This window comes from Pseudomonas sp. FP597 (assembly GCF_030687435.1).
Taxonomy (GTDB): Bacteria; Pseudomonadota; Gammaproteobacteria; order Pseudomonadales; family Pseudomonadaceae; genus Aquipseudomonas; species Aquipseudomonas lactucae.
Window position 1 is genome coordinate 4,964,326 of the sequence record NZ_CP117432.1, and the last position, 15,834, is coordinate 4,980,159.

Consider the following 15,834-nt stretch of genomic DNA (forward strand, 5'->3'; position numbering starts at 1 on the left):
CTCAATGCTTCCGTGGAGCCAGGTAGCTCAGCCAGCGGCGCTCGGCCAACTTGAACAGGCGCACCAGGATAAAGGTCAGGCACAGGTAAAACGCACCGGCGGTGATGTAGGCCTCGAACGGCAGATAGAACTGCGCATTCACCGTGCGCGCCGCACCGGTGATGTCGATCAGGGTAACGATGGAGGCCAGGCTGGTGGTCTGCAGCATCATGATCACTTCGTTGCTGTATTGCGGCAGTGCGCGGCGCAGGGCCGACGGCAGTAGGATGCGGCGGTACAGCTTGTAACGCGACATACCCATGGCCTTGGCCGCTTCGATCTCGCCATTGGGCGTGGCCTTGAGGCTGCCGGCGATGATCTCGGCGGTGTAGGCGCTGGTGTTGATCGCAAAGGCCAGGCACGCACAGAACGTGGCGCTGGACAGCAGCGGCCACAGGAAGCTTTCACGCACCGCTTCAAACTGCGCCAGGCCGTAGTAGATCAAAAACAGCTGCACCAGCATCGGCGTGCCGCGGATCACGTAGGTGTAGAGCCATGCCGCGCCATTGACGATCGGCTGCTTGGACACACGCATCAAGCCCAGGGGCAAGGCGGCGAGCAGGCCGAAGAACAGCGAGATGGCGAGCAGTTTCAGGGTGGTCAGCAGGCCGTCAAGGTACAGCGGCATGGACTCCCAGATGACGTTGTAGTCGAAGATCATAGATCAGCCGCCCTTACGCCTACCGAGTAGCGCTTCTCAAGATGACGCAAGGCCAGCAACGATACGCTGGTGATCACCAGGTACATCGCCGCCACTGCGAGGAAGAAGGTAAAAGGCTCGCGGGTGGCGTCTGCCGCCTGCTTGGCCTTGAACATCATGTCTTGCAGGCCCACCACCGAAATCAGCGCGGTGGCCTTGGTCAGTACCAGCCAGTTGTTGGTGAAACCAGGGATCGCCAGCCGAATCATCTGCGGCACCATCACCCGGAAAAACACCTGGAAACCGCTCATGCCATACGCCAGGCCCGCTTCGGCCTGGCCCTTGGGAATGGCCATGAAGGCGCCGCGGAAGGTTTCCGACAGGTAGGCGCCAAAGATGAAACCCAGGGTGCCGATACCGGCGGCCAAGGGGTTCAAATCGATATAGTCGTCGTAGCCAAGCATCGGCGCGACGCGGTTGAGCAGGTCCTGACCGCCGTAGAAAATCAACAGGATCAGCACCAGGTCGGGGATCCCGCGGATCACCGTGGAGTACAAGTCACCCAGCCAGGCCAGCCAGCGCACCGGCGACAGGCGTAACGCGACCCCGATCAGACCCAGAACAATGGCCAAGGCCATGGACGACAAGGCGAGCTGAAGCGTCAACCATGCGCCATCGAGGATGACAGCCCCGTAGCCTTTCAACATGATTCAGGTCCTCGAAAAGGGGGATGAAAAAATGGCGCAAACTTCAGAGTGTTCTGTTGCTTGCGCCATTTCGGACAGACAGCTGCGACGATTTACTTGGCGTCAGCGCCGTAAATATCGAAGTCGAAGTACTTGTCCTGGATTTTCTTGTACTCGCCATTGGCACGGATCGCGGCGATAGCGGCGTTGATGCGGTCCAGGTTTTCCTTGTCGCCCTTGCGTACCGCGATGCCGATGCCGTCACCGAAGTATTTGGCGTCGGTGAACGACGGGCCTACAAACGCGTAGCCTTTGCCTGCGTCGGTTTTCAGGAAACCGTCCTGCAGCAGGGTGGCGTCGGCCACGGTGCCGTCGAGGCGACCGGCTTCCACGTCCAGGTAGATTTCGTTCTGGGTGCTGTAAGGAACGACGGTAGCGCCTTTAGGGGCCAGGACTTCCTTGGCGAAACGGTCGTGGATCGAACCGCGCTGCACGCCGATCTTCTTGCCCTTCAATTCATCCAGGCTGTCGCTGACGGTTGTGCCTTCCTTCATCACCAGGCGCGCCGGGCTCAGGTAGTAACGGTTGGTGAAGTCGACGGACTTCTTGCGGTCTTCGGTGATGGACATCGAGGACAGGATCGCGTCGATCTTGCGTACTTTCAACGCAGGGATCAGGCCGTCGAATTCCTGCTCGACCCAGGTGCACTTCACGTCCATCTGCTTGCACAGGGCGTTGCCGATGTCGTAGTCAAAACCGACGATGCTGCCATCCGGCGCCTTGGAGGCAAACGGAGGGTAAGCCGCTTCGATACCAATTTTCAGAGGCTTGCCTTCAGCAAAGACCTGCATGGACAGCACGGACAGCGCCAGGGCGCCCAACAGCACGAGTTTCTTCATCTTGGGACTCCATCGGTATAGGGCAAAACAGCAGTATGAGCCATGGCCCACGATGCGGCGAAGGTGAAACCGAAAGCGGTGCTGCGTCCTACGCCAGTTCAACACTGGAGACGACGAGCGAGTGATCGGCATTCTAACGACAGGCCGGAAGCCGATATTTCCTCAATGCGACAACAATTTACAGAAGCACCGAGAAAGCAGTTCCAGCTCATTGACAGCCTCTGAAATTTATGCAGAGACAAAAGACAGTAAACCTGTAGACGCTGCAAATTGCGGGCCTATTATTCGCAAAGCCTTCTGGCACGGCAAGTGTGGCGTTTAATCTTATTTCAGGGGATGTCTGGAATGGGGTTTTTCCAGGCAAGGGCGTAGCGCTTTGCCTCATGTTTGGGCGACGGGTTACACATTTGCGCCGCTCGGTAACATTCAGAAACCTCCTACGTGATAAACCGATATTTATTGGACTGATGAACACGCAGACCATCAAACCCACCACTTGTACAAACCTTGAAATGCAATCCAAATGTGGGAGGGGGCTTGCTCCCGATAGCGGTGGGTCAGTTGGCATAGTTAGCACTGACACACCGCCATCGGGGGCAAGCCCCCTCCCACATGGGATCCTCAGTGGTTTTGAGAGATCATAAAAAAGCCCCACTCGGCGTACACCGAATGGGGCTCTTTCCCACCTACCCCGCCTTACGCGACGTTCATGGTCTTGTGCGTTTCAATCAAATGCGCCACCACACCCGGGTCGGCCAAGGTGGAGATATCCCCCAACCCGTCATACTCAGCCGTAGCAATCTTGCGCAGAATCCGCCGCATGATCTTGCCCGAACGCGTCTTCGGCAAGCCCGGCGCCCACTGGATCACATCCGGCGAAGCGATCGGCCCGATCTCCTTGCGCACCCAGTTCTTCAGCTCCAGGCGCAGCGCCTCGTTCGGCTCTTCGCCATTTTTGAGGGTGACATACACATAGATGCCCTGGCCCTTGATGTCGTGCGGTACACCCACCACCGCCGCTTCGGCGACTTTCGGGTGGGCAACCATGGCGCTTTCGATCTCGGCGGTGCCCATGCGGTGGCCGGACACGTTCAACACGTCATCCACACGACCCGTGATCCAGTAGTAACCGTCCTCGTCACGACGCGCACCGTCACCGGTGAAGTACATGCCACGGAAGGTCTTGAAGTAGGTGTCGACGAAACGGTCATGGTCGCCGTACAGCGTACGCGCCTGGCCCGGCCACGAATCGAGGATCACCAGGTTGCCTTCGGCGGCGCCTTCGATCAGGTTGCCCAGGTTGTCCACCAACGCCGGCACCACGCCAAAGAACGGCCGCGCCGCCGAACCCGGCTTGAGCGCATGGGCGCCCGGCAGCGGGCTCATCATGTTGCCGCCGGTTTCGGTCTGCCACCAGGTGTCGACGATCGGGCAACGGGATTGGCCGACGTTCTTGTAGTACCAGTCCCACGCCTCGGGGTTGATCGGCTCACCCACCGAACCCAGCAGGCGCAGGCTGCTGCCATCCACGCCTTCGCAAGCGGCAGTGCCCGACGCCATCATCGCGCGGATCGCGGTCGGCGCGGTGTAGAGGATGTTGACCTTGTGCTTGTCGACGATCTTGCCCACCCGGGTGATGTCCGGGTAGTTCGGCACGCCTTCGAACAGCAGCGTGGTCGCGCCATTGGCCAGCGGGCCGTAGACGATATAGGTGTGGCCGGTGACCCAACCGACGTCGGCGGTGCACCAGTAGATTTCGCCCGGACGGTAGTCGAACACGCGCTCGTGGGTCAGGGCCGCATACAACAGGTAGCCGCCGGTGGTGTGCTGCACGCCTTTGGGCTTGCCGGTGGAGCCGGAGGTATAGAGGATGAACAGCGCTTCTTCGGCGCCCATCTCTTTGGGCGCACACACGGTGCCCGCCACTTTCATCAGGTCTTCGTACCAGATGTCGCGATGCTGGTTCCACTTGATCGCGCCGTTGGTGCGCTTGCATACGATGACTTTCTGGATGCTGCTGGTTTCCGGGTTGGTCAGGGCGTCGTCGACGTTGGCCTTGAGCGGAATCTTCTTACCGGCGCGAACACCTTCGTCGGCGGTGATCACCACCTTCGACTTACAGTCAATGATGCGACCGGCCAGGGCCTCCGGCGAGAAACCGCCGAATACCACCGAGTGGATCGCACCGATGCGGGCACACGCCAGCATGGCAACCACGGCTTCGGGGATCATTGGCATATAGATAGTCACCACGTCGCCGCGATGCACATCCTGGCCACGCAGGGCGTTGGCGAACTTGCAGACTTCTTCGTGCAGTTCGCGGTAGGTGATGGTGCGGCTTTCGGCAGGGTCATCGCCCTCCCAGATGATCGCCGCCTGGTCGCCACGCTCGGCGAGGTGACGGTCCAGGCAGTTGTAGGAAACGTTCAGGGTGCCATCAGCGAACCACTTGATGTCGACATGGTGGTCATCGAAAGAGGTCTGCTTGACCGCGGTGAAAGGCTTGACCCAGTCAAGGCGCTTGGCTTGCTCACGCCAGAAACCGTCGGGGTTGACCACCGACTGCTGGTACATGGCCTTGTAGGTCGCCTCATCGGTCAGCGTGTTGGCTGCTACTTCGGGGCGAACGGGGTACAGGGAAGCCGCACTCATCTTTCTTACCTCGGTGACAATCGTTGTTTTTGTATGGCCCTGTTGTAGCCGGGGCTGGCCTATAGAACCATTCGACGATGGTAGTAACAAGCCCCTACAAATTACCCCGACATCCTCCTTTGCCCCTCTGGCCCGCGGCCTGCGGCGCTTTGCCAGTTTGTGAAAAAACCTTTACCACAGGATTGTTACAAAAACCGCCAAAAGTGTTTATCAAAACTACGGGTATATGAATATAACCCGCACGCCTAAAATCGATTCCGCCAACCGGCACTGAGATTAACAACGCAACAGCCCCCACGAAGGCAACGTTAATCCGAACTTCCCAACTTTTAAGTTACGCACGCGGCCTCATAAGGGCCCCGTGACCCCTTTCGCCCTGAAGAAGGTCAATAGAGAAATGAAAGCGTTAGTAGTGATGGCCCTGAGCAGCCTGTGTGCAACCGCCGCCCTGGCCGACGAAGCCCCCACCGAACTGGCCGGCCAGAATGCGCCGGTTGTTGAGGACTACACCTACAGCACCCATCTGGACGTCGCCAAAGTTATATCCATGAGCAATGTTCCGAATGTCTGCGAAGTTGTACCGGTGAAGATGGAATATGACGATTCCCAAGGCCAGCGCCATGTTCTTAATTATCACGTGATGGGCGATGGTTGCTCTAACGGATAAACAGTTTTCAAGCTGGAAGCTTATTCGCCGCAAGAAATCGTTCTTGCGGCAAAGGCCCGGCCCCTGGCACGACGCGGTTCAAATGTGGGAGGGGCGGTGCGACGATTCGACTTGCCCCCGATAGCGGTGTCAGCCGTACCGATGCAATAGCGCCAAACGCCCCCTATTCCGGCCTCACACCCTTAATTATCTCTTCCCTCTCTTGCAAAAAACCCTCATCCGCCCTAGGCAAATCCGCCAGAGATAACCAACTGGGTCTGGCTGGCCGCAAGATAATCGTGTTGCCCTCCCGACTAATGTCCAACTCATCCACACCGTCGTAAGCCATATCCGCCGGCAGATGAATTCTCTGCCCGTCGCCATCCTTTATGATTGAAATTGTGCGCATTAGAGCGCCCCCCTCGCTGATCTGCAGCAATTTATGGCAGCGCGTCATCGTAGAGCAATGCAAATATCTACAATCTGATCACCATTGCTCGCCTCAGTAAAAAACCGCCACCGCCCGTCAAAAATCTCCTACCCCGCCAAACCCCTGCAAACCCTCACTCTGGCCCAAATAGCAGCCTTTTTGTCCGCTCGCCGAGACCATCCGCCGCAACACAAACCCGAATTTTTCCCTATAATGCGCGGGTAAATCGGGCCTGCAATATCCCTTTACACAGGGACGAAGCACCAGACCGAGGCCTGCGCGCGAGCTTGCACCTACCGCTGCGCCCCTCAGCCTCATGCAGGACCCGCTACGCCATTTCCGTTTATTTGCCTGCGCGAGCTGCTGCAACAAACGATTCCTTAAGATCCACCGCGGCCCTGGGCCGTGTGAACACCCAACCATCCGGTTTCACACGGGCACCTTTGAGCCCTCACGCAGGAGACGACACGTCATGCTGAGCTGGGACGAATTCGACAAAGAAGAAGAAGGCGAAGTAACCGCCAAAGGCGCCAACGCCGGCCACGCCAGCGAAGCCAACATGGACCGCCTCGACGGTGCCGGCGCCGCTGCCGCCGTGGAAGCCCGCGCCGTCACCGCCAATGATTCGGCCGCCATCGTGCGCGCCAAGGCCGCCCTGGACAAACTCGACGTCGCCGAAGGCCTCGCCGAACTCGAAGGCGCCTCCGCCCGCGTCGCCGTTGATGAAAAACGCATGATCAACTGCCGCGCCGACCTCAACCAACTCGTGCCGTTCAAGTACGACTGGGCCTGGCAGAAGTACCTCGACGGCTGCGCCAACCACTGGATGCCGCAAGAGGTCAACATGACCGCCGACATCGCCCTGTGGAAAAACCCCGAAGGCCTCACCGACGACGAACGCCGCATCGTCATGCGCAACCTCGGCTTCTTCTCCACCGCCGACTCCCTGGTCGCCAACAACCTGGTCCTGGCCGTGTACCGCCTGATCACCAACCCGGAGTGCCGCCAGTACATCCTGCGCCAGGCCTTCGAAGAAGCGATCCACACCCACGCCTACCAGTACTGCATCGAATCGCTGGCCATGGATGAAGGCGAGATCTTCAACATGTACCACGAGATTCCATCGGTCGCCAAAAAGGCAGCCTGGGGCCTGAAATACACCCGCTCGATCTCCGATCCGAAGTTCGAAACCGGCACCGTCGACACCGACAAGGAACTGCTGCGCAATCTGGTCGCCTACTACTGCGTGCTGGAAGGCATCTTCTTCTACTGCGGCTTCACCCAGATCCTCTCCATGGGCCGCCGCAACAAAATGACCGGCGTGGCCGAGCAGTTCCAGTACATCCTGCGGGATGAGTCGATGCACCTGAACTTCGGTATCGATGTGATCAACCAGATCAAAATCGAAAACCCACACCTGTGGGATGCCGAGATGAAGGAAGAAGCGACCCAGATGATCCTGCAGGGGACGCAGCTGGAGATCGAGTACGCTCGCGACACCATGCCTCGCGGTGTGTTGGGCATGAATGCGGCGATGATGGAGGATTACCTCAAGTTCATTGCTAACCGTCGGTTGTCGCAGATCGGCTTGAAGGAAGAGTATCCAGGGACGACTAACCCGTTCCCTTGGATGAGCGAGATTATGGACTTGAAGAAAGAGAAGAATTTCTTTGAGACTCGGGTTATTGAGTATCAGACGGGTGGGGCGTTGAGCTGGGATTGATTCCCAAATCAAGTAACACTAAAGAGCCCTGACTTGTTCAGGGCTTTTTTATGCTCACTGGATTGAACAAGACCCTTCCTACGAAAACATCAGCCATGGATCGGTTGATGCAGAGAGCGAGCAAAGACGCCGTGGTGGCGAAAGCTCATGCAACCGTTCCGAATGAAGCAGCGAATCTACTAGCACAGACGACTGCCAATTCCGACCTGCCCGTAGGAAATTTCGTAGACTCAATAGTGGCTACTCAGTATCGTCCGAGGGTTTTCTACCCTCGGCGGCTGTATGGACATAACGAAAGACAAAACGGACTGGAGTGACGCGGAGCTGGCAGCTGCGGTGGAGGCTTACTTAAAGATGTTGGCCTGGGAAAAAAACGGCCAACCTTTCAACAAAGCCCTCGAGAACCGACTTCTGCGAGAAGGTCCGGTGGCAGGCCGTGCAAAGGGCTCCATCGAATTCCGCATGCAAAACATCTCCACCGTGCTTGTGCGTATGGGCTGGGACCGCATCGAAGGCTATAAGCCTGCCAAAAATGTTGGCACCGGCGTAGAACAACGCATCCGCCAAGCCCTCGCAGCGCAGGGTGTATTCGAATCCGAAGACGCCGCCCAAACAGCAGACGAGCAAACGCTTATCCGCCGCGCGTCCAAACTGCAGCAACAACCTTTCCCAAAACTACCGGACGGCATTGCCCAACCACAGAAAGTATCCACCGTCAGCACCTCCTTCGTTCGCGATCCAAAAGTACGCGCCTGGGTGCTGAAGGAAGCCAAAGGCATCTGCGAAGGCTGTGGCTCTAACGCGCCGTTCGAGGTCGATGGTCTGCCATTTCTTGAAGTACATCACGTCAAGCACCTGGCCCAGAAGGGTTCGGATCGCATCACCAATGCTGTAGCCTTGTGCCCCAACTGCCATCAGCGTTGTCACCGGTCGAGCGACCGGGAGGCATTTACCGAAGGGCTTTACGCCAAAATCGGAAGATTGGCACAGGAGTAGACTCCTGCTGTCACAGCTGATGCACGCTAAAACTATTAAATAGGACCGAGGCCAACCCGTGAACCCAGACATGCTCGAAGCCGGCCCCGCTGACGCCAAAGTACTTTCCGTCTTTGACTTCGACGGCACCCTCACCCACCACGACAGTTTCGTGCCCTTCCTCAAGTTTGCCTTCGGCACCGGCGCGTTCTATGGCCGGATGGTCAAGCTGGCGGTGCCGGGGCTGCGCTTTCTGGTGCGGCAGATCAGCCGGGATGAGTTGAAGGCGCAGTTGATTCGCACCTTTATGACGGGCGTGGAAAAGACCTGGGTGCAGCAGAAGGCCGAGGAGTATTGCCAGCGTAATTGGGCGCGGTTGATGCGCCCGGCTGGGGTGTTGTCGGTGGAGCAGGAGCTGGGCTCGGGGGCGGTGGTGACGCTGTGTTCGGCGTCGCCGGCGTTGGTGTTGCAGCCGTTTGCCGATCGGCTTGGGATCCGCTTGATCGGGACTGAGCTTGAGGTGGTGGACGGGGTGCTGACCGGCAAGCTCACGGGGAATAATTGCCGCTGTGAGAACAAGGTGCTGCGGCTTGAGGCGGTGTATGGGGACCTGGGGGAGTATCGGCTCAGGGCCTGGGGCGATACGCGGGGGGATAGGGAATTGTTGGCGGCGGCGCAGGATGCGCATTTTCGGCACTTTCATGCGAAGAAGAAAAAGCGGGCCCGGTTGCAGCGGTGATGCGGGTAATTGGGATCGGTGGAACACCGAGTCGATCCCTTCGCAGCCTCGCTGGGGCTCGACAGCTCCCACAGTTGAGCGGTTTAGGCTTGAGGGTCGCGCACTAGCATGGGGTGCTTGGGGTTGAGCGGTTAAACCAGGTTAACTCAATACTTATCGGCTCTTGGCCGAATCGTAGACAGTGCTACGCTCGCGCTTACCCACCGCTAATACGAGGATGACTATTCGATCGTCCTCAACACGGTAAACCAGCCGGTAGCCGGCCCCACGTAATTTGATCATGTAGCAATCCTTCATTCCATAAAGCGCATCACCTGGAACCCGCGGGTGATCTTGGCGCTCTTGAAGTTTGCGCAAAAACTGATGACGAAGTGTACCGTCCAGTTTTTTGAGTTCCTTTAATGCCTTTGGATCCCACTCAATACTAAACTCAATGCCCATTGGCGATATCCGCCTCTGCCTCAGCAATCAGCTCATCAAGGGACACCCGAATCAGCACCTCCTTGGCGTCCAGCCTCTCCTTGACCAATTGCACCAGCTCCAGCTCATCAAGGCGTTCAACCATTGCCTCGTAGACGCTTGCCGGTACCATATAACCCATCACGCGATTGTGGTTCAGGACAGCCACCGCCGAGCCGTTGGCTCCGTTCATGACGGATGACGGGTTCTTTTTGAGTTCGGATACGCTGACAGCCACGTCAGCCAGAATGAGTTGCATGGAGATCCCCCTTTAAAATAGGTCGTTATTTAGGTCTTTTTTTCGCTTAACTACAAGCGGCTGACGGAGCGATTGCAGCTTTTCCAAACACGTTCAGTCGTTGAAGGGCTCTTTAATTCGCTGATTGCCTGAGGTGATTTTTGTTTGATGCATAGGCACCCTTCTCCGGGATGGGAAAGACAATAAAAGTCAGATGGCTTGCTGCCTATGCGGAAAAATGTATCGATACAAATAGCGCGCTCGCCAAGTGAACCGAGGCGCTCCCTTCGCAGCCTCGCTGGGGCTCGACAGCTCCCACATTTGTGCTTCGTAAAGACTGATATTTGCGTAATATCCAGTCATACCTCTGACGGACCCGAGCCCCCATGAAATTCGACACGGCCTACAGCCTGAGTCTCGACGACAAACTGTCGATCTACGACGTAAGAGACCTGAATTTCGACGAAACCGCCGCCTACGATTCGGAGCAGGACAGCTTCCTGTGCCCCAACGATGCCTGCCGCCTGGCGTTCGAGGCGGGTAATGCGCTAAGCACCTTCAACGCCAAGAACGTCAACTACCTGCGCACGCCGCACTTCAAGAACAAGACCAGCACCCGGCATATCGACGGCTGCCGCTACGCCAGCAATCACAAGGCCGCTACGGGTGAAAGTGATGACGAGCGCGAGGACCACTTCCCGTCGGAGTTCGTACTGACGCGCCGCCAATACGAACGTAAACCCCCAGCGAGTGGTATCGAAGGAAACGTCCCACAAGAGGTCGCCAAGTCTCCTGCGCATCGGGTGACCGCCTCTCACAGTGCCAGCGACACCACCCCGGACAAAACCAGTGTGTTCGCCCACCCGGTGGAATGCTACGTCTCCAATATCGACGACAAGGACACGCTCAAGTCCATGCCGCTGAAAATCGGCGACCACACCGCGACCTACTGGACGTTTTTCAAGAAGATCGAGTACCTGCAGGACAACAAGGGCTTGATCTACTGGGGCAAGATCAAGGCCATCAAGGATTACACCAGCAGCTTTCGCATCGACTTCGAAAAGAAGGTGTGGCTCGATAAAAAGCCTTACTCAGTCAACGTCTACCTGAGCAAAAAACTTATCGAGAACTACCGCAAACGCACGGCGTTCCTGGAACAGATCAAGGCCGCGGTGGACAGCGAGCGGGCCTTGTATTGCTTCTTCTACGGCGTGACGCCGGAACTGAAACAGGTGCCCAGCAAGAAAAACCCCGAGCAGACGTTCGGCGTGTTCAGTGCCAATATCGAGAACCTGGACCACCTGATTATTCGGGAGGCGCCGGGGCTATAAGCATGTCAGGGCATTGCGCCTGACAGAGATGCCTGCCGATATTGCTCGCGGGCTCGTTGGGCTGTTGCCGCGTCCACGCCGCCCACTGCCGTCAACCAATGGATGAGCATTTCCTGGTCGGGCCATCCATAGCCTTTTATCCCGGCGATCGTTCTGGGTGTGCGGTTGATCCCCACGTCATAGCGCCTTGCGCTCCATGGCTGCGTCACGAAGTCGAAGTCTTCGGCGTTCCATTTGAACACTCGGAGGATTTCATTGATTTGCGTCTGGCTGCTACGGTCGCCGCGCTGGAGCAGGCGATAGGATTGCCCTGCGTCGCTCATTAGACGTGCGCAAGCCTGCGGGTCGATCATGTCCAGTACGCCGCACTTCAAAGCCATGTCCATCACGCCGTCTACCCAGCGATGGATAAAGGCCTGCACAAAGCTTGCGTCATCGGCCTTTGCCATATCAAAGAACAACATGCTGTAGCGCGTCTTCAAATGGATGACTACCAACACATGTTTGCGTTTGACCGTTGCGGCGTGGACCAACCATTGCTCAGGGTCCGCCTGCAACTCAGTGTCGCCAGCACTCAAGGCTACGACTTTTTCAATAGGTGTGATTTTTTTGCCCTTGTGGATACGGCTGAAAAAGTCGCAGGCGGCTTGAGAGCAATTGAACGTGAGCACAGCAGATTCCGGGGACAAGTGAGTGGCATCGCTAAAAGTAACGCAAACGGGACAGCAATAAAAAATAATCAGTTGATGAGCGGTCAAAACAACTGTACAAAAACACAGTATAGTTTGCCCTCCCCCGTCGAATCCTGGAGAACCCCATGTCCTCTCTGGCAATGAGCTCTTTCGTAGAACAGCAGATCGTCCTGCATCAATTCACCGCCAAACACAGCGTACAGGCCCGCGCCATGCTGGGCTGGAGCCGCGAAGACCTGGCCCGCCAGGCGGGCGTAGCGGTGGAAGCGATTCAACAGTTTGAAAGCCAGGCTGACGTGGGTGATGAGACCCGCCTGGCATTGGCCTTTCGGCTGGAGGCTGAAGGGTTGGTGTTTTTTCCGGGGTTTGCGCCGGGGTGGGGTATGAGTGCTCGGCGATTCGAGACCCCCCCTGCCGAACCGACTGCACAAGGCGTCATCGCTCGGTGGATGGGCTCAACAACGGTATCAATCGATCCACCAACGCCTCAACCGAATGGTGCGTAGAGTCCAACCGGATCACCGGACACTCCAGCGCCTTCAACCAGGTTTCATGCCGACGCAAGCTGCGCAGGCTGTGGTTGCCTTCGTCGTAGCGCGCGGCCCAGGCCAGGAAGGCGATGCTGTTGTCATGGCGGCTGCCGCCTTTGAGGATCTGGTCACCATAGCGTTGCACTTCCCGCAGGCGCAGGCGCTGCAAGCGTACTTGCGGGTCCAGGCGCAGGAAGACCACGTGGGTGAATTGCTCAATCATCGGGTCACCCCAGCCGCACAGCGAGCCGGACAGCACCCAGCCTTCAAGCCCGGCGGTGTGCTCCTGCAACAAACGGATGCGTTCACCCTTGAGCCGGGCCACGGTGAAGGGGGATTCTGTTTGCTGCCAGTAAAAGTCGTCGGTGTCGAAGTAATCGACGTTCAGTCGTCTGGCCAGGGCAATGCCCAGGGTGGTGGTGCCGGCACCCGCAGCGCCGAGGATGTGAATTCTATAAGCCATGCCGTAAGTCCATCAGGTCACGCACGCTGCGATAACTCTGTACCAGGTCTGCCAGCGAATCCCTCGACCAGCGAGCGGCGTAGAACCACAGCGTCGCGCCGTCATCGAGTGGCTCGCGGATGACCGGATAGCCACTCCAGCAGGCCGCATGGAAGGCATCGCTCTGGCTGTCCGACACCAGGGCATCCAGCCGATATTCAGTCACCCGTTCATCGATTTCATTACGGGTATGCAGGTTGAAGTACAGGCCATCATCCGGCAGTTGTGCCGGCACCGGCAACAGCTGCGCACCGGCGCTGCGCAACACATCCAGCGCGCGACTGAACGAAGCACGGTGTTCGATGGGGCAATGCTCATCGCCACGCTGATATCGGTCGGCAAACCCCACGCGCCTGCCAGCCAAGGTGCGTGCGCAGGTAAAAGCGCTGTTGTTTTGCACCAGCGGCACTTCCACCATCACGGGCTCTGACGGGTCTACCCCGCTCAAGGCGATCAATGACAACGCAGGGTCACGCAGGGGTTTGAGGGGAAGCGCGAGGGCGTTGTATCCAGGGACCAGAACGCCAGGATGAGCCGGTGCAGGCTCGACATCAAAAGCAATACTGCGCGGGCTCGCGCGCTCGGCGGGAGGATGGGCAGCCGCGGTGCCTGCGGGTTCCATTAACGCAGGCGGCGGTTGCATCGTCGGGCAAGGCAGCCCCGCACGCCAGTATTTCCTACAGCTGCATTCCATCAGAACGCCCCCTGAAAAGTCTGTTTCGGGGGATGATCGCACCCTTCACCGGCGCTTGTCGCAGCTCTGAAACAGCTTGCAAACTCCTTTTTCCGACAGCAGCGCTATCAGCTCATGAGTGGCGCCTGCGCGCCCAGTGTTTCCACCTCCAGCCACCATGCACAGCCGCGCTCGGGCTGGCTCAGGCTGAATGCCTGCCCCATCGGTGGCGTGGTAATCGACACATTGCGTTCCCAGGCTAACGCCATAATGCGATCAAACGGTTCATGCCAGGCATGAAACGCCAGGTCGAAGGTGCCGTTGTGGATCGGCAGCAGCCAGCGGCCCCTGAGATCGATATGCGCCTGCAGGGTTTGCTCCGGCTGCATGTGCACGTGGGGCCAATCGACGTTGTAGGCGCCGGTTTCCATCAACGTCAGGTCAAACGGGCCGTACTGTTCGCCAATGCGCTTGAAGCCGTCGAAGTAACCGGTATCGCCACTGAAAAAGATTCGGCGTGGGCCGTCGATCATTACCCAGGAACACCACAGGGTCTGGTTGGCATCGAACAGGCCGCGCCCGGAAAAATGCTGCGCAGGGGTGGCGATAAAACGAAGGCCATCTACCTCGGTGCCCTGCCACCAATCCAGTTGACGGACCTTGCCGGCCTCCACCCCCCATTTGATCAACAGGTCGCCCACGCCGAGCGGCGCAAGAAAGTACTGGGTCTTGTCGGCCAACTGCATGACGGCCTTGCGGTCAAGATGGTCGTAGTGATTGTGGGAAAGAATCACCGCCTCCAGGGCGGGCAGTTCTTCAAGGCTGATCGGCGGTTGATGGAAGCGCTTGGGACCGGCCCAGCTGAACGGCGATGCGCGTTCGGCGAACACTGGGTCGGTTACCCAGAACTTGCCGCGCATTTTCAGCAATACCGTGGAATGCCCAAGGCGAAACACACTGTGGTCAGGCGCCGCCAACAATTGCTCGCGGGTCAGCGGCTGCACCGGGATCGTTCCCACCGGTCGCGTGCTGCGTGGTTTGTTGAACAGCATGTTCCAGAAGATACGCAAGGTTTTGCCAAACCCACCGTGTGGCACCGGCGGGTTGTTGCTGAAGTGCCCCTGGCCTTGCTCGGCAGGCTGGAGCGCGACAGGCGAAGGGTCGACACGGGAAGAGATAGTTGCCATTACAGAGTGACTCCTACGGTCCGCTCACGAATTACACTGCACAGTGTAGTTTCAAGATTGCAACAAAATCCGGAGCAAGTAAACTACCGAGTGTAATTTTGCCGCCCAAGAGCCGAACGCTACCCATGACTGCCCCTCTACGCCTCACCGACCGCAAACGCGAAGCCATCGTGGCTGCCGCCATCGCCGAGTTTCGGGCCAACGGCTTCGAGGTCACCAGCATGGACAAGATCGCGGCCACCGCCGGCGTTTCCAAGCGCACGGTGTACAACCACTTCCCCAGTAAGGAAGAGCTGTTCGCCGAGATCCTTCACCAGCTCTGGGCCAGCAGCGCAGCGCAACTGGACGTCAGCTACGCCAGCGAACGCCCCCTGCGCGAACAATTGCGCGGTTTGCTGGAAGCGAAGATGAAGATGATGTCGGACGCCAACTTCCTTGATCTGGCCCGAGTTGCCATTGCCGCCACTATCCATTCGCCGGAACGCGCGCAAGACATGGTCAACCGCCTGAGCCAGCGTGAAGAAGGCTTCACCCAATGGGTACGCGCCGCCCAGCAAGACGGTCGCCTCTCCTGCACAGACCCGGCGTTTGCCGCCCACCAGATCCAGAGCATGCTCAAGGCCTTCGCCTTCTGGCCACAGATCACCCTGGGCCAACCCACCCTCGATGCAGCCAGCCAGGCCAGCGTGATTGAGTCGGCCATCGACCTGTTCCTGGCCGGTTACGAAATCGTCTCTCCTCGGCAGGCGTAAACCTCGGTTGTATGCGCGACATTTAAGGTCGCTTTTGACGC

General features: G+C 58.2%; 18 protein-coding genes. 7 read left to right on the top strand and 11 right to left on the bottom strand.

Going from position 1 to position 15,834, the window contains the following annotated elements; genetic code table 11:
• Position 1: 1 nt before the first annotated feature.
• From PSH66_RS22660 to acs, 4 genes are all read right to left on the bottom strand, one after another.
• A complete protein-coding gene (locus PSH66_RS22660; protein WP_003175661.1) occupies positions 2–700 on the bottom strand; it encodes an ABC transporter permease in 699 nt (232 codons plus the stop codon).
• Positions 697–1,386 carry an ABC transporter permease gene (locus tag PSH66_RS22665; RefSeq protein ID WP_003175662.1) on the bottom strand — a complete coding sequence of 230 codons (690 nt, stop codon included), beginning with the start codon at positions 1,384–1,386 and terminating at the stop codon, positions 697–699. Before PSH66_RS22665 ends, PSH66_RS22660 begins: the two co-directional genes overlap by 4 nt.
• A 92-nt stretch (positions 1,387–1,478) precedes the next feature.
• Complete coding sequence (locus tag PSH66_RS22670) at positions 1,479–2,264, bottom strand: ABC transporter substrate-binding protein (protein WP_003175663.1); 786 nt, start codon at positions 2,262–2,264, stop codon at positions 1,479–1,481.
• A 696-nt stretch (positions 2,265–2,960) separates the two neighbouring features.
• Positions 2,961–4,916: an acetate--CoA ligase gene (acs, locus tag PSH66_RS22675; RefSeq protein ID WP_305427687.1), complete on the bottom strand. Its 1,956-nt coding sequence runs from the start codon at positions 4,914–4,916 to the stop codon at positions 2,961–2,963.
• A 397-nt stretch (positions 4,917–5,313) separates the two neighbouring features.
• Between acs and PSH66_RS22680 the strand changes: the two genes are divergently transcribed.
• Entirely contained in the window at positions 5,314–5,583 is a 270-nt protein-coding gene (locus PSH66_RS22680) for a DUF2790 domain-containing protein (protein WP_305427688.1), read from the top strand.
• Between the two features lie 163 nt (positions 5,584–5,746).
• On the opposite strand, the gene vapB is transcribed toward PSH66_RS22680, so the two are convergent.
• Positions 5,747–6,019, bottom strand: coding sequence for a type II toxin-antitoxin system VapB family antitoxin (vapB, locus tag PSH66_RS22685; protein ID WP_370694815.1), 273 nt, complete (start codon positions 6,017–6,019; stop codon positions 5,747–5,749).
• A 445-nt stretch (positions 6,020–6,464) separates the two neighbouring features.
• Here vapB and PSH66_RS22690 point away from each other — a divergent pair, with 445 nt between their 5' ends.
• The 3 genes from PSH66_RS22690 to PSH66_RS22700 all read left to right on the top strand — a co-directional run bounded on the left by PSH66_RS22690 (position 6,465) and on the right by PSH66_RS22700 (position 9,429).
• On the top strand, positions 6,465–7,715 hold the full coding sequence (locus tag PSH66_RS22690) for a ribonucleotide-diphosphate reductase subunit beta (RefSeq protein ID WP_141063294.1): 1,251 nt from the start codon (positions 6,465–6,467) through the stop codon (positions 7,713–7,715).
• Positions 7,716–7,997: 282 nt separating this feature from the next.
• Complete coding sequence (locus PSH66_RS22695; protein WP_305427689.1) at positions 7,998–8,711, top strand: HNH endonuclease signature motif containing protein; 714 nt, start codon at positions 7,998–8,000, stop codon at positions 8,709–8,711.
• A 70-nt stretch (positions 8,712–8,781) separates the two neighbouring features.
• Entirely contained in the window at positions 8,782–9,429 is a 648-nt protein-coding gene (locus tag PSH66_RS22700) for an HAD-IB family hydrolase (protein ID WP_042945170.1), read from the top strand.
• A gap of 153 nt (positions 9,430–9,582) precedes the next feature.
• On the opposite strand, the gene PSH66_RS22705 is transcribed toward PSH66_RS22700, so the two are convergent.
• Positions 9,583–9,870 carry a type II toxin-antitoxin system RelE/ParE family toxin gene (locus PSH66_RS22705; protein ID WP_370694816.1) on the bottom strand — a complete coding sequence of 96 codons (288 nt, stop codon included), beginning with the start codon at positions 9,868–9,870 and terminating at the stop codon, positions 9,583–9,585.
• Positions 9,860–10,147, bottom strand: coding sequence for a type II toxin-antitoxin system Phd/YefM family antitoxin (locus PSH66_RS22710; protein WP_003175670.1), 288 nt, complete (start codon positions 10,145–10,147; stop codon positions 9,860–9,862). Before PSH66_RS22710 ends, PSH66_RS22705 begins: the two co-directional genes overlap by 11 nt.
• Before the next feature lie 365 nt (positions 10,148–10,512).
• On the opposite strand from PSH66_RS22710, the gene PSH66_RS22715 reads away from it, so the two are divergent.
• Entirely contained in the window at positions 10,513–11,457 is a 945-nt protein-coding gene (locus PSH66_RS22715; protein WP_003175671.1) for a hypothetical protein, read from the top strand.
• Positions 11,458–11,462: 5 nt separating this feature from the next.
• Here PSH66_RS22715 and PSH66_RS22720 read toward each other — a convergent pair whose 3' ends face one another.
• Positions 11,463–12,215 carry a hypothetical protein gene (locus PSH66_RS22720; protein ID WP_305427690.1) on the bottom strand — a complete coding sequence of 251 codons (753 nt, stop codon included), beginning with the start codon at positions 12,213–12,215 and terminating at the stop codon, positions 11,463–11,465.
• 59 nt (positions 12,216–12,274) lie between these two features.
• Between PSH66_RS22720 and PSH66_RS22725 the strand changes: the two genes are divergently transcribed.
• Positions 12,275–12,655, top strand: a complete 381-nt coding sequence (locus tag PSH66_RS22725) for a helix-turn-helix transcriptional regulator (protein WP_080547118.1) — start codon at positions 12,275–12,277, stop codon at positions 12,653–12,655.
• Here PSH66_RS22725 and PSH66_RS22730 read toward each other — a convergent pair.
• The 3 genes from PSH66_RS22730 to PSH66_RS22740 form a co-directional block, all read right to left on the bottom strand.
• Positions 12,585–13,142 carry an AAA family ATPase gene (locus PSH66_RS22730; RefSeq protein WP_003175673.1) on the bottom strand — a complete coding sequence of 186 codons (558 nt, stop codon included), beginning with the start codon at positions 13,140–13,142 and terminating at the stop codon, positions 12,585–12,587. The genes PSH66_RS22725 and PSH66_RS22730 overlap by 71 nt on opposite strands.
• Complete coding sequence (locus PSH66_RS22735; RefSeq protein ID WP_181408580.1) at positions 13,132–13,875, bottom strand: hypothetical protein; 744 nt, start codon at positions 13,873–13,875, stop codon at positions 13,132–13,134. Before PSH66_RS22735 ends, PSH66_RS22730 begins: the two co-directional genes overlap by 11 nt.
• A 107-nt stretch (positions 13,876–13,982) precedes the next feature.
• On the bottom strand, positions 13,983–15,041 hold the full coding sequence (locus PSH66_RS22740; protein WP_003175675.1) for an MBL fold metallo-hydrolase: 1,059 nt from the start codon (positions 15,039–15,041) through the stop codon (positions 13,983–13,985).
• Positions 15,042–15,166: 125 nt separating this feature from the next.
• Between PSH66_RS22740 and PSH66_RS22745 the strand changes: the two genes are divergently transcribed.
• On the top strand, positions 15,167–15,793 hold the full coding sequence (locus PSH66_RS22745; protein WP_003175676.1) for a TetR/AcrR family transcriptional regulator: 627 nt from the start codon (positions 15,167–15,169) through the stop codon (positions 15,791–15,793).
• The last annotated feature ends 41 nt before the right edge of the window (positions 15,794–15,834 follow it).